8 protein-coding genes are annotated in these 13,444 nt (G+C 72.4%); 3 read left to right on the forward strand and 5 right to left on the reverse strand.

The window, feature by feature from the left end; translation table 11 throughout:
- Positions 1-6 precede the first annotated feature (6 nt).
- On the reverse strand, positions 7-1,956 hold the full coding sequence (uvrC, locus tag AB0C22_RS22785; RefSeq protein ID WP_219463737.1) for an excinuclease ABC subunit UvrC: 1,950 nt from the start codon (positions 1,954-1,956) through the stop codon (positions 7-9).
- Positions 1,957-1,966: 10 nt separating this feature from the next.
- The gene (locus AB0C22_RS22790; protein WP_219463739.1) at positions 1,967-3,301 is read right to left on the reverse strand and encodes an endonuclease/exonuclease/phosphatase family protein; all 1,335 of its coding nucleotides are present in this window, start codon (positions 3,299-3,301) and stop codon (positions 1,967-1,969) included.
- Between the two features lie 334 nt (positions 3,302-3,635).
- Between AB0C22_RS22790 and AB0C22_RS22795 the strand changes: the two genes are divergently transcribed.
- Entirely contained in the window at positions 3,636-6,878 is a 3,243-nt protein-coding gene (locus tag AB0C22_RS22795) for a penicillin acylase family protein (protein WP_219463741.1), read from the forward strand.
- A 48-nt stretch (positions 6,879-6,926) separates the two neighbouring features.
- On the opposite strand, the gene AB0C22_RS22800 is transcribed toward AB0C22_RS22795, so the two are convergent.
- The 3 genes from AB0C22_RS22800 to rsgA form a co-directional block, all read right to left on the reverse strand.
- A complete protein-coding gene (locus AB0C22_RS22800; RefSeq protein WP_219463744.1) occupies positions 6,927-7,388 on the reverse strand; it encodes a Rieske (2Fe-2S) protein in 462 nt (153 codons plus the stop codon).
- Positions 7,389-7,537: 149 nt separating this feature from the next.
- Entirely contained in the window at positions 7,538-10,483 is a 2,946-nt protein-coding gene (gene uvrA / locus AB0C22_RS22805) for an excinuclease ABC subunit UvrA (protein ID WP_357536864.1), read from the reverse strand.
- Positions 10,484-10,761: 278 nt separating this feature from the next.
- The gene (gene rsgA / locus AB0C22_RS22810; protein ID WP_357536866.1) at positions 10,762-11,841 is read right to left on the reverse strand and encodes a ribosome small subunit-dependent GTPase A; all 1,080 of its coding nucleotides are present in this window, start codon (positions 11,839-11,841) and stop codon (positions 10,762-10,764) included.
- Positions 11,842-12,018: 177 nt separating this feature from the next.
- Between rsgA and AB0C22_RS22815 the strand changes: the two genes are divergently transcribed.
- Positions 12,019-12,738: a maleylpyruvate isomerase family mycothiol-dependent enzyme gene (locus tag AB0C22_RS22815; protein WP_357536868.1), complete on the forward strand. Its 720-nt coding sequence runs from the start codon at positions 12,019-12,021 to the stop codon at positions 12,736-12,738.
- A gap of 7 nt (positions 12,739-12,745) precedes the next feature.
- Positions 12,746-13,399: an MBL fold metallo-hydrolase gene (locus tag AB0C22_RS22820; RefSeq protein ID WP_357536870.1), complete on the forward strand. Its 654-nt coding sequence runs from the start codon at positions 12,746-12,748 to the stop codon at positions 13,397-13,399.
- Positions 13,400-13,444 lie beyond the last annotated feature (45 nt).

Genomic DNA, 13,444 nt, shown 5'->3' on the forward strand with positions numbered 1-13,444 from the left:
CCGCCGTCAGTCGGCCGGGGTGGGGGCGGTGGTCTTCGGGTCGTCGTCGAGGGCGGCGAGGATCGCCTCGGCGGTGCGCCGGCCCACCCCGGGCACCTCGACGATCTCCTCCACGGTGGCGGCGGAGAGCCGTTTGAGCGAGCCGAAGTGGTGCAGCAACGCCTTGCGGCGGACCTCACCCAGCCCGGGGACGGTGTCCAGGGCTGATTCGGTCATCCGCTTGGAGCGCCGCTGCCGGTGGAAGGTGATGGCGAACCGGTGCGCCTCGTCCCGGGCGCGTTGCAGCAGGTAGAGCCCCTCGGAGGTGCGCGGCAGGATGACCGGGTAGTCGTCGTCGGGGAGCCAGACCTCCTCCAGCCGCTTGGCCAGCCCGCACAGCGCCACGTCGTCGATGCCCAGCTCGGCCAGCGCCTGGGCGGCCGCCGCCACCTGCGGGGCACCGCCGTCGACCACCACCAGCTGCGGCGGGTACGCGAACTTGCGTGGCCGGCCGGTGGTCGGGTCGATGCCGGGGCGGTCGGGGTCGGACGCGGTCTCCTCGCCCAGCTCACCGGTCTCGGCGCGGGCGTCGAGGTAGCGGGCGAAGCGGCGACGCAGCACCTCGGACATCGCCGACAGGTCGTCGGTGGCGCCCCGGACGATGAACCGGCGGTATTCGCTCTTGCGGGGCAGCCCGTCCTCGAAGACGACCATGCTGGCCACCACGTCGGTGCCCTGGATCTGGGAGACGTCGAAGCACTCGATGCGCAGCGGCGAGGTACGCATGCCGAGCGCCTCGCTGATCTCGTCGAGCGCCTTGCCCCGGGTGGTGAGGTCGCCGGCCCGCTTGAGCTTGTGCCGGGCCAGCGCGTCCTTCGCGTTGCGGCCCACGGTCTCCAGCAGGGTCTTCTTGTCGCCGCGCTGGGGCACCCGCAGCGACACCCGGCTGCCCCGGCGGGCGCTGAGCCAGTCGGCGAGCGCGTCGGCGTCACCGGGCAGCTCGGGGACGAGCAACTCCCGGGGGACGTCCGCCTCGCCCTGCTCGCCGCCGTAGACCTGGGTGCAGAAGTGGTGCACCAGGTCGCCGGTGGTCAGCTCCTCGGTCTTTTCCACCACCCAGCCGCGTTGGCCGCGTACCCGACCGTCGCGGACGTGGAAGACCTGCACGGACGCTTCGAGGGGGTCGTCGGCGAAGGCGACCACGTCGGCGTCGGTGCCGTCGCCGAGCACCACGGTCTGCTTCTCCATGGCCCGGCGCAGGGCGGCCACGTCGTCGCGGAGCCGGGCCGCCCGCTCGAACTCCAACTGCTCGCTGGCCTCGGTCATCTCGCGTTCGAGGCGACGCACCATGCTGTCGGTACGGCCGGCCATGAACTCGCAGAAGTTGTCGACGATCGCCCGGTGCGCGTCGGCGGAGACGGTGCCCACGCAGGGCGCGGAGCACTTGCCGATGTAACCGAGCAGGCAGGGCCGGCCCACCTGCCCGGCCCGCTTGAACACCCCGGCGGAGCAGGTGCGGGCGGGGAAGACCCGCAGCAGCAGGTCGAGCGTCTCGCGGATCGCCCAGGCGTGCGAGTACGGCCCGAAGTACCGCACGCCCTTACGCTTCGCGCCCCGCATGACCTGCAGCCGCGGGTATTCCTCGTCGAGGGTGACCGCCAGGTACGGGTACGACTTGTCGTCGCGGTACCGGACGTTGAACCGGGGGTCGTACTGCTTGATCCAGGTGTATTCGAGCTGGAGCGCCTCGACCTCGGTGCCCACGGTGACCCAGTCGACCGACTCGGCGGTGGTGACCATCTGCCGGGTGCGCTCGTGCAGCCCCCACGGGTCGGCGAAGTAGGAGTTGAGCCTGCTGCGCAGACTCTTGGCCTTGCCGACGTAGATCACCCGGCCGGTGCCGTCGCGGAACCGGTAGACCCCGGGGGACTCGGGGATCGTGCCGGTCGCGGGGCGGTAGGTCGAGGGATCAGCCACGGCACCGAGACTATCCGTTGCCCCCGACACTCCAGATCACACCGAGCTGGTCGACCTCGGTGCCGCTGCGGCCGAAGAAGCCGGCCAGTCGACCGCCCGGGGGCGCGGTGAAGGTGACCGTCGCCGAGGTGGGCGTACCGGCGCTGAGGGTGCGGCCCTGGTCGGTGCCGAGCCGGGCCGAGAAGATCCTGGTCCGGCCGTCCTTCTGGCCCTGGGTCAGAGTGACCTGGGTGATCCGCTCGCCGGGGGCCAGGGTGAGGCCGGTCTCGGTCCCGCCGGTGCCGCCGTGGCGCAGCTGGCCGCCGTCGGCGAGGTCGACGCCGACGGCGTCGAGCCGGGAGCCGCCGCGCAGGGTGACCCGGGTCACCGCCGGGCCGACCCGGTCGGCGTCGGTGAAGCCGGTGCCGTGCGGGCCGCCCCAGGTATCGCTGGCCCGCAGCGTCGGGGCGAGGGTCCAGTCGAACCAGGCGGCGTGCGGGTAGTGGTCGGACAGCGGCCCGCCGGTCGGGGTGAGGAACCGGGCGTGCTCGTTGTGGTAGCGGTTCAGGGTGAGGTTGACCAGCTTGTTGCCCCGGTAGAGGATCTTGTCGACCACCTCGCAGGAGTCGGTCACGTTGGCCTCGTCGCAGACCAGCGCGGGGTCACCGGCGGCCGGCGGCTGGCCGCCCCGTTCCTGCTGCACCCAGACGTCGGTGAGGCCGTTGGCCGCCACCAGGTCCCGGATGTTGTCTCCGGTACGGGTGTAGCGGACGTTCAGGTCACCCATCAGGACCACCGCGTTGCCGGCCGAGTTGGCGGCGACGTACGCGGAGAGCTGGCTGAGGTTGGACCGGCGGGCGGCCAGATCGGCGTCGGTGGTGCCGGCGTTGGGGTGGGCGTTGTAGAAGTCGACGAAGACGCCCTCGGCGAGCCGGATGCGGCTGGCGGTGAAGCCCTTCGGGGTGAGGCAGTCGGTGCCGTTGCAGGAGTTCCACTTCACCCGGGCGAAGTCGCTGTACGGGTAGTTCGACAGCGTGTTGAGGCCGCTGCCGAACGGCACTCCCCCGCTGGTCGGGGTGCGGTACGGGTGCTGGTCGGTGGCGTACAGGTCGGCGTGGTAGTTGAAGTCCTCCTGGACGTGCACGATGTCGTACCCGCCGAGCCGTTCGCCGATCGGCCGGGTGTTGGTCGCCGGGTCGCCGCTGGAGATGATGTCGGGCAGCCCGGCGACGTTGTAGGTGAGCACGGAGAACGCCCCCGAGGTGGGCGCGGCGGCGGCGGTGCCCGGGGACGCGGCGGCCGGCGCGGGCGGGGTGAGCACGGCCGCGAGCAGCGTCGCGGACGCGAGCAGACGGACGACCTTCATCGACGGTCCAATCTGGAGTGGCGGGACCGGCGGGTGTCCGCCGGTCGGGGGCGGGACCGGCAGTGAGCACCGGTCAGGGTTGGGGGACCGGCGGGTGAGCACCGGTCCGGGCGGGAGGGCCGGCGGGTGAGCGCCGGGCGGGGTGGGGCGAGGGGCGGGCGTCAGCCCGGGTGCCGGATCGAAAGCTATCCACGCGCGCCGACCGGCTCGATACTCCCGGGGAAAGATCCGGCAGCCGCTCGATGGACGTCTTCCGATATCGACGAGCGGAGATTACCATCCGGTAACCGAATGTTATTCACGTAAATATCCCCATCCTCATCGGAGGATCACCATGCCCCGTCCCCCCACCGTCCGCCGCCTGCTCGCCGGACTGACCGCCGGCATCAGCGTCGCCGCCCTGCTCACCGCGACCCCCGCCGCCCCGGCCGAGGCCGCCGCGCCACGTGCCGCGTTCAGCCCCGAGGACTACTGCCTCGGCGAGTGCGGCGACATCCTGCCACCCGGCCAGAACGGCAACGCCACCCTCGTCGAGGTGCTGGGCAACCAGACCCTCGGCACCCTGCCCCGGCACTCCGCCGACCAGCTCGACCGCTACGCCGACCTGGTCTACGGCTACGCCGGGCTGCGCGAGGAACAGATCGGCTCGTTCTTCAACGACGCCTCCTTCGGAGTGCCGCAGGGGCAGGTCGAACGCGACTACTCGCCCCGCTCCGACGTGCGCATCCTGCGGGACAAGGCGACAGGCGTCCCGCACGTCACCGGCACCACCCGGGGCGGCACCATGTACGGCGCGGGCTACGCCGGGGCCGAGGACCGACTGTTCACCATGGACCTGCTACGGCACGTCGGCCGGGGCACCCTCACCTCGTTCGCCGGGGGCGCCCCCGGCAACCGGGCCCTGGAGCAGAGCGTCTGGCGCAACTCGCCCTACACCGAGGCGGACCTCCAGGCGCAGGTCGAGGCGCTGCGCACGAAGGGTCCGCGCGGCCAGCAGCTCTACGCCGACGTGCAGGAGTACATCGCCGGCATCAACGCCTACATCGGCGTCTGCATGGGCGCCCGCAACTGCCCCGGCGAGTACGTGCTCACCGGCCACCTGGACGCGGTCACCAACGCGGGTGGCCCGGAGCCGTTCCAGCTCACCGACCTGATCGCCATCGCCGGCGTGGTGGGCGGCCTGTTCGGCGGCGGGGGCGGCACCGAGATGCAGTCCGCGCTGGTCCGCATCGCCGCCCGCGCCAAGTACGGCGCCACCGAGGGCGACAGGGTGTGGACGGCGTTCCGCAACCAGAACGACCCGGAGACCGTGCTGACCCTGCACGACGGGCAGAGCTTCCCGTACGGCGACGCCTCCCCGGACGCGGCGAGCGTGGCACTGCCCGACGCCGGCTCGGCCCGGGTCGAGCCGATCTTCACCGACCCGACCGGCTCCGCCGGCAGCACCGCCGCCCCGGCCCGTGCCCCCGGCACCAGCGCGTCCGGTGAGCTGGCCGCCGCGCTGTCCGGGCTGACCATCAGCCCGGCGCACCGGGGCATGTCCAACGCGGCGGTGGTCTCGGCCGGGAACTCGGCCACCGGACACCCGGTCGCGGTCTTCGGCCCGCAGACCGGCTACTTCTCCCCGCAACTGCTGATGGTGCAGGAGTTGCAGGGCCCGGGGATCAGTGCCCGGGGCGCGGCGTTCGCCGGTCTCAACCTCTACGTGCTGCTCGGCCGGGGGCAGGACTACGCGTGGAGCGCCACCTCGTCGATCCACGACATCACCGACAGCTACGCGGTGCCGCTGTGCACCACCGACGGCAGCGCCCCCACCCTCGCCGCCGACCACTACCTCTACCGGGGGCAGTGCGTGGCGATGGAGCAGCTCGCGCACGTCAACAAGTGGACGCCGACCCTCGCCGACGGCACCGCCAAGGGGTCGTACAAGCTCGTGGCCTGGCGCACGAAGCTCGGCCTGGTGTCCTGGCGGGGCACGGTGGGCGGCAAACCGCACGCGTTCACCCAGCTCCGCTCCACCTACCGGCACGAGGCCGACTCGGCGATCGGCTTCCAGATGTTCAACGACCCGGCCGAGATGGGCTCGGCGGACGCCTTCGTCGCCTCGGCCAACAACGTCGAGTACGCGTTCAACTGGTTCTACGTCAACTCCACCGAGTCGGCGTACTTCAACTCCGGGCTGAACCCGGTGCGGGCCGCCGGGTCCAACCCGAACCTGCCGATGAAGGCCGAGCCGGCCTACGAGTGGCAGGGCTTCGACCCGGCGACGAACACCGCCAACTACGCCCCGCTGGCCGCCCACCCCCGGTCGGTCAACCAGGACTACTACGTCAGCTGGAACAACAAGCAGGCCAAGGACTTCGGCGGCGCGGACGGCAACTACAGCTTCGGCGCGGTGCACCGGGCCGACCTGCTGGACCGCCCGCTCAAGGCGGGCCTTCAGGCCGGCCGGAAGTTCGACCGGGGCTCGCTGACCGCGCTGGTCGAGCAGGCCGGCGTGACCGACCTGCGCGGGGCCGAGGTGCTCGACGAGCTGATCCGGGTGCTGGAGAGCCAGCCCGTCGCCGACGCCGCGCTGGCCACCGAGATCAGCCGGCTCAAGGCGTGGCGGCAGGACGGCGCGCTGCGGGTGGAGACCGCGAAGGGGTCGAAGGTCTACCGGCACGCCGACGCGATCCGCACCTTCGACGCCTGGTGGCCGCTGCTGGTCCGGGGGATGTTCCGCGACCAGCTGGGCCCGGACCTCTACCAGTCGTTGATCAACGCGATCCAGATCAACGAGTCCCCCTCCGGGTACCAGCAGGGCGACAAGTCCAACCTGCCGACCTCGGCCAACGAGGCCCAGTCGCACAAGGGCTCGTCCTTCCAGTACGGCTGGTGGGGCTACGTCGACAAGGACCTGCGCGCGGTGCTCGGCGACCCGGTGCGCGGCGGGCTGGGCCGGAGCTACTGCGGGGCCGGGAACCTGGCCGGCTGCCGGCAGGTGCTGCTGGACACGCTACGCACGGCGGCGGCCACCCCGGCCGCCCAGACCTATCCCGGCGACGCGAGCTGCGCCGCCGGTGACCAGTGGTGCGCGGACGCGATCATCCAGTCGCCGCTGGGCGGGATCAAGCACGCCACCACCGCCTGGCAGAACCGGCCCACCTTCCAGCAGGTGGTGTCGTTCCCGTCCCGCCGGGGCGACGACCTGACCAACCTGGCCGCCGGCCGGCCGGTCAGCGCGTCCGGCAGTGAGCTGTTCTTCGGGGCGGCCAAGGCCGTCGACTCCGACCTCGGCACCCGCTGGGCGAGCAGCTGGGCGGACGACCAGTGGCTGACCGTGGACCTCGGGTCGGCCCGCCAGGTGGGTCGGGTGACGCTGGCCTGGGAGTCGGCGTACGCCCGGTCGTACCGGATCGAGGTGTCCAACGACGGGTCGACCTGGCGTACGGTCTGGTCGACCACGGCCGGCGACGGCGGCACCGACGTGGCGGCCTTCCCCACGACGAGCGCCCGCTACGTCCGGATGCACGGGGTGACCCGGGCCACCACGTACGGCTACTCGATCTGGGAGATGGCGGTCTACCCGCAGTGAACCCGACCGGCCGGCCCGGAGGACGTCCTCCGGGCCGGCCGGTGTCGGTCAGGCCAGCGAGATCTGGTCGCCGTCGATCTTGAGTTCCTTGGCGGCCAGCGGTTTGGTCGCCGGCCCCTCCTTGACCGCGCCGTCGGTGATGGCGAACTTGCTGTTGTGGCAGGTGCAGTTGATCGTCCCGCCGTCGACGTTCGACACCGGGCAGCCCTGGTGGGTGCAGATCGGGTCGAAACCCTTGAACTGCCCCTCCGTCGGCTGGGTGATCACCACGCCCTGCGCGGCGTAGACCTGGCCGCCGCCGACCGGGATGTCGGCGGTCTTGGCGATCGCGGCGGCACCGGACCCGCCGGAGGTCGCGGCCGGCCCACCGGTGGCCGGGGTGGCCGGTTCGTCACCGGAGTCGTCGCCGCAGGCGGTCAGGAGAACCGAGGCCCCCACCGCACCGGCCCCGGCCAGCAGGGCGCGTCGGGTCTGCGTACCGGGCCCGGTCAGCACCTGATCGTCGTTCATCTCCGGCCTTCCTCTCGACTGCCGCCGCAGGTCGTCGACCATCGCGGCCTCACTGGAGCACACGCACCACTGTGCCCGACGGTTCACCCCACCCGCCCGGGAATGTCCGCGCCGGACCCCGGGGCGGGGCCGGTCGTCGACCCGCCGGGTCAGCGGGCTGCGGCGGGCACCTTGCGGGTACGCGCCTTCGGCGTCGCACCGTTGGCCCGGGACGCCCGGGTCACCGCCGCCTTCGCCCCCCGGGCCTGGCCGTCGAGCTTGAGCACCGAGCGCAGGAACTGGCCGGTGTGGCTCTCGGCGACCTCGGCGACCTCCTCCGGGGTGCCGGTGGCGAGCACCGTGCCGCCCCGGTGACCGCCCTCCGGGCCCATGTCGATCAGCCAGTCGGCCGTCTTGATCACGTCGAGGTTGTGCTCGATGGTGATCACCGTGTTGCCCTTGTCGACCAGGCCCTCCAGCACCATCAGCAGCTTGCGGATGTCCTCGAAGTGCAGGCCGGTGGTGGGCTCGTCGAGCACGTAGACCGTGCGACCGGTGGAACGCTTCTGCAACTCGGAGGCCAGCTTGACCCGCTGCGCCTCACCGCCGGACAGCGTCGGCGCGGGCTGACCCAGCCGGACGTAACCCAGACCCACGTCGTTGAGCGTGCGCAGGTGCCGGTGGATGGCGGGGATGGCGGAGAAGAACTCGGCCGCCTCCTCGATCGGCATCTCCAGCACGTCGGAGACGGTCTTGCCCTTGTAGTGCACCTCCAGGGTCTCCCGGTTGTACCGGGCGCCCTTGCAGACCTCGCACGGGACGTAGACGTCCGGCAGGAAGTTCATCTCGATCTTGATGGTGCCGTCGCCGGAGCACGCCTCGCAGCGGCCACCCTTGACGTTGAACGAGAACCGGCCGGGGCCGTACCCCCGGACCTTGGCCTCGGTGGTCTCGGCGAACAGCTTGCGGACGTGGTCCCAGACCCCGGTGTAGGTCGCCGGGTTGGAGCGCGGGGTACGGCCGATCGGCGACTGGTCGACGCCGACCACCTTGTCGACGTGCTCCAGCCCGGAGACCCGGGTGTGCCGGCCCGGCACCAGCCGCGCGCCGTTGATCTGGTTGGCCAGCACCGCATAGAGAATGTCGTTGACCAGCGTCGACTTGCCCGAGCCGGAGACCCCGGTGACCGCGATGAGCTGCCCCAGCGGGAACGGCACGGTCAGGTTGCGCAGGTTGTGCTCGCGCGCCCCGTGCACCACCAGCTCCCGCTCCGGCGTCTGCGGTCGACGCTGCTGCGGTGTCGGGATCTCCCGCCGGCCCGACAGGTACGCCCCGGTCACCGACTCGGGATTGTCCAGCAGCTCCGGCACCGAGCCGCTGTGCACGATCCGGCCGCCGTGCTCCCCCGCGCCGGGCCCGATGTCGACGATCCAGTCGGCGACCCGGATGGTGTCCTCGTCGTGCTCGACCACGATCAGCGTGTTGCCCAGGCCGCGCAGCCGCAGCAGGGTCTCGATCAGCCGGTGGTTGTCCCGCTGGTGCAGGCCGATCGACGGCTCGTCGAGCACGTAGAGCACGCCGACCAGGCCGGAGCCGATCTGGGTGGCGAGCCGGATGCGCTGCGCCTCGCCACCGGACAGGGTGCCGGCCGCCCGGTCCAGCGAGAGGTAGTCCAGGCCGACGTCGAGCAGGAACCGCAGCCGGGCGTTGATCTCCTTGAGCACCCGCTCGGCGATCATCTTCTGCCGGTCGGTCAGCGCGATGCCGGCGAGCAGCTCGGCCGCCTCGCCCACCGACAGGTTGCACACCTCGGCGATGCTCTTGCCGGCGATGGTGACCGCCAGCACCTCGGGCTTGAGCCGGGTGCCGCCGCAGGCCGCGCAGGGCACGTCGCGCATGTAGCCCTCGTACTTGTCCCGCGACCACTCGCTCTCGGTGTCGGTGTGCCGCCGCTCGATCCACTGCACCACGCCCTCGAAGCCGGTGTAGTAGGACCGCTCCCGGCCGAACTTGTTGCGGTAGCGGACGTGCACCTGGTCGTCGGAGCCGTGCAGGATGGTCTTTTGCGCCCGCGCCGGCAGCGCCCGCCACGGGGTGTCGACGTCGAAGTGCTGGCTCTCGCCGAGCGCCTCCAGCAGGCGCAGGAAGTACTCCAGGTTGTGCCCGGTCGCCCAGGGTTGCAGCGCGCCCTCGCGCAGGGTGCGCTCCGGGTCGGGGACGACCAGCTCCGGGTCGACCTCCTTCTTGGTGCCCAGGCCGGTGCACTCCGGGCAGGCCCCGTAGGGCGCGTTGAACGAGAAGACCCGGGGTTCCAGGTCCTCGATCGCCAACGGGTGGTCGTTGGGGCAGGCCAGGTGCTCGGAGTAGCGACGTTCCCGGGCCGGGTCGTCCTCGGCCAGGTCGACGAAGTCGAGCAGCACCAGGCCGTCGGAGAGGCCGAGCGCGGCCTCCACCGAGTCGGTCAGCCGCTGCTTGGCGCCCGCCTTGACGCTGAGCCGGTCGATCACCACCTCGATGGTGTGCTTCTCCTGCTTCTTGAGCTTGGGCGGCTCGGTCAGCGGGTGCACCACCCCGTCGACCCGGGCCCGGGCGTAGCCCTTGGCCTGGAGTTCGGCGAAGAGGTCGACGTACTCGCCCTTGCGACCCCGGACCACCGGGGCGAGCACCATGAACCTGGTCCCCTCGGCCATCGTCAACACCCGGTCGACGATCTGCTGGGGGCTCTGCCGGGAGATCCGCTCGCCGCAGACCGGGCAGTGCGGCTCACCGATGCGGGCGAAGAGCAGCCGCAGGTAGTCGTAGACCTCGGTGATGGTGCCGACGGTGGAGCGCGGGTTGCGCGAGGTGGACTTCTGGTCGATGGAGACGGCCGGGCTCAGCCCTTCGATGAAGTCGACGTCGGGCTTGTCCATCTGGCCGAGGAACTGCCGCGCGTACGACGACAACGACTCGACGTAGCGGCGCTGCCCCTCGGCGAAGATGGTGTCGAAGGCCAGGCTCGACTTGCCGGAGCCGGACAGCCCGGTGAAGACGATCAGCGCGTCCCGGGGCAGGTCGAGACTGACGTCACGCAGGTTGTGCTCGCGCGCGCCACGGATGATCAGACGGTCGGCCACGGTGCGGGTGCTCCCGAAAGAAGAATGTGAGGCGGATCTGTCCGCTACGAGGGTGATCTGAGCGGTTTGCGGAGTGAGTTGAGCAGTTTCACGGGCGCGAAGGAACGCCCCGGCAACTTTAGCCCCGGGGTACGACAACTTCGTGCACGCCCACACTCCCCCAGCTCACACCGGTCAGGTCAGCCACCGCCCGGCCCGCGCCACAGCTCGGACCGGCACCGCGGCGGCACACCGACCCGGTGCCCGACCCGACCGCTGTCGGCCGGTCCGGGCACCGGTCAGAAGCCGCCCGGCAGCGGTGGCGTGGTCGGCCGGGCCGGCCGGCGTCGACCCCCTCGCCAACCGCCCCGCCGCTCGGCGGCCAGCCGGCTCTGCCGACGGCCACCCTCGTAGGCCACCTCCCGCTGGAGCCGACGCCAGCTCTCCCAGCGCCGGGGCGACAGTTCCCCGTTCTCCAGCGCCTCCCGCACCGCGCAGGCCGGCTCGGCGGTGTGCCCGCAGTCGGCGTACCGGCAGCCGGTGGCCAGCTCGGCGATGTCGGTGAACGCCCGGTCCAGGCCGGCGTGCCCGTCGAGCAGGCCGACCGCCCGGACCCCGGGGGTGTCCAGCACCGCCCCGCCACCGGGCACCGGGACCAGCGCCCGCCAGGTGGTGGTGTGCCGACCCTTGCCGTCGACGCGTCGGATCGCCTGGGTCGGCATGACGTCCGCCCCGACCAGGGCGTTGACCAGGCTGGACTTGCCCGCTCCGGACGGGCCGAGCAGGGCCAGCGTGCGCCCCGGGGCGACCAGCGGACGCAGCGGTGCCAGGCCGGTGCCCTGCTCGGCGCTGACCGGCAGCACCGGCACCCCGGGGGCCACCGCGGCGAGTTGCCGGGCCACCGCCTGCGGGTCGGCGGCCAGGTCGACCTTGGTGAGCACCACCAGCGGGGTGGCCCCCGACTCGTGGGCCAGCGCGAGCAGCCGTTCGATCCGGGCGGCGTCCGGCTCCGGGTGCACCGGCTCGACCACCGCCGCGGCGTCGAGGTTGGCGGCGAGCACCTGACCGCTGGCGTCCTTGCCGGCGGTCCGGCGGATCAGCGCGGTCCGTCGGGGCAGCACCGCGTCGACGGTCACCGGGCCGTCCGGCCAGCGGGCCAGCAGCACCCAGTCACCGGCGCACGGCAACGCGGTCAGGTCACGGGCGGCGGCGGCCAGCACCGCCGGGCCCAGACTGGCCCGGACCGGTCCGTCCGCGGCGAGCACGGTGCACACCCCCCGGTCGACCCGGGCCACCCGGCCGGGCCGGCGGTCCGGCCGCCGTCGCGCGTACGCCGCCCGCTCGGCGTCCAGGCCGAGAGCGGTCAGATCGATGGTCATGTCATCCTCACCGGGGTCGGGGCTGGTCGTGGCCGAACACGCGTCCTGCTACCGGCATGATCACCACCCCGTCCGTCGTCCCGGTACCGCGTCGTAGCCGACGGTAGGCGTCGCACCGACGCGCCGAAAGCGAATTCCCCGGCGGCGCAACGCTCCCCGGACCGTTAGGGTCGTGGCGTGACCACGGATCCACTGCTGTTGACCGGTGCGGTGACCGACGCCGCCGCCCGTCTGCTGGACACCACGGCCGGGCTCGACGCGGCGGCCGTCGCGGCTGCCAGCCTGCTGCCCGGCTGGACCCGGGGCCACGTGCTGACCCACCTGGCCCGCAACGCCGACGGGTTCGTCAACCTGCTCACCTCCGCCCGAACCGGGCAGAACATCCCGATGTACGCCAGCGACGCCGCGCGGGACGCCGACATCGCCGCCGGTGCCGACCGGCCGCCCGCCGAACTGCTGGCCGACCTGCGTCGCAGCACCGACCGGTTCACCGAGGCGGTGGCCGCGATGCCGGCGCACGCGTGGCAGGGCACCGTGCAGACCCGACGCGGCCCGTGGCCGGTCGCCCTGGTGCTCTGGGGCCGGTGGCGCGAGCTGGAGGTGCACCACGTCGACCTGGGCACCGGCTACCGGCCGGCGGACTGGCCGGCCGCGTTCGCCCAGCACCTGCTGCACGAGGTGGCCGGCGGGCTCGCCGAGCGGCCGGACGCCCCGGCGCTGGTGCTACGGCCCGCCGACGGTAACCGGCCGGAGCTGGTGGTGGGCGACCCGCAGGACGCCCCGCAGGTCGCCGGCCCCGCCGCCGAACTGGTCGCCTGGTTGATCGGCCGCAGCAGCGGCGACGTGTTGACCGTCACCCCGGACGGTCCCCTCCCGACCCCACCCGAATGGATATAGACCGCCCATGAGCTACACCGGAGACGTCACCCACGGCGGCCCGCCCGCCGTCCGGGAACTGGACCGACTCACCGTCAGCAAGCTGTCGGTCGGCCCGATGGACAACAACGCCTACCTGCTGCGCTGCCGCGACACCGGGGCGCAGGTCCTGATCGACGCCGCGAACGAGGCACCACGGCTGCTCGACCTGATCGGCGACGCCGGCCTGACCTCGGTGGTCACCACCCACCGGCACATGGACCACTGGGTGGCGTTGGAGGAGGTCGTCGCCACCACCGGCGCCCAGGCCCTGGTGCACGCCGACGACGCCGAGGGGCTGCCGATCGCGGCGCAGGCCCTGACCGACGGCGACACCGTGACGGTGGGCGAGCAGACGTTGGAGGTGATCCACGTCAAGGGGCACACCCCGGGGTCGATCGCGCTGCTCTACCGCGACCCGGCCGGCACCCCGCACCTTTTCACCGGGGATTCGCTGTTTCCCGGCGGGGTCGGCAACACCGACCGGGACCCGCAGCGGTTCGGCCAGCTCATCGACGACGTCGAGCACAAGCTGTTCGACCGGCTGCCCGACGACACCTGGTTCTATCCGGGGCACGGTGCCGACAGCACCCTCGGGGCGGAGCGGGCGTCGCTGCCGCAGTGGCGGGCGCGCGGCTGGTGACCCGGGGCACCCGGTGGCGGGCTCACACCCGGTGACCGGGCGAAC

This window comes from Micromonospora sp. NPDC048894 (genome assembly GCF_040649765.1).
Lineage (GTDB): Bacteria > Actinomycetota > Actinomycetes > Mycobacteriales > Micromonosporaceae > Micromonospora > Micromonospora antibiotica.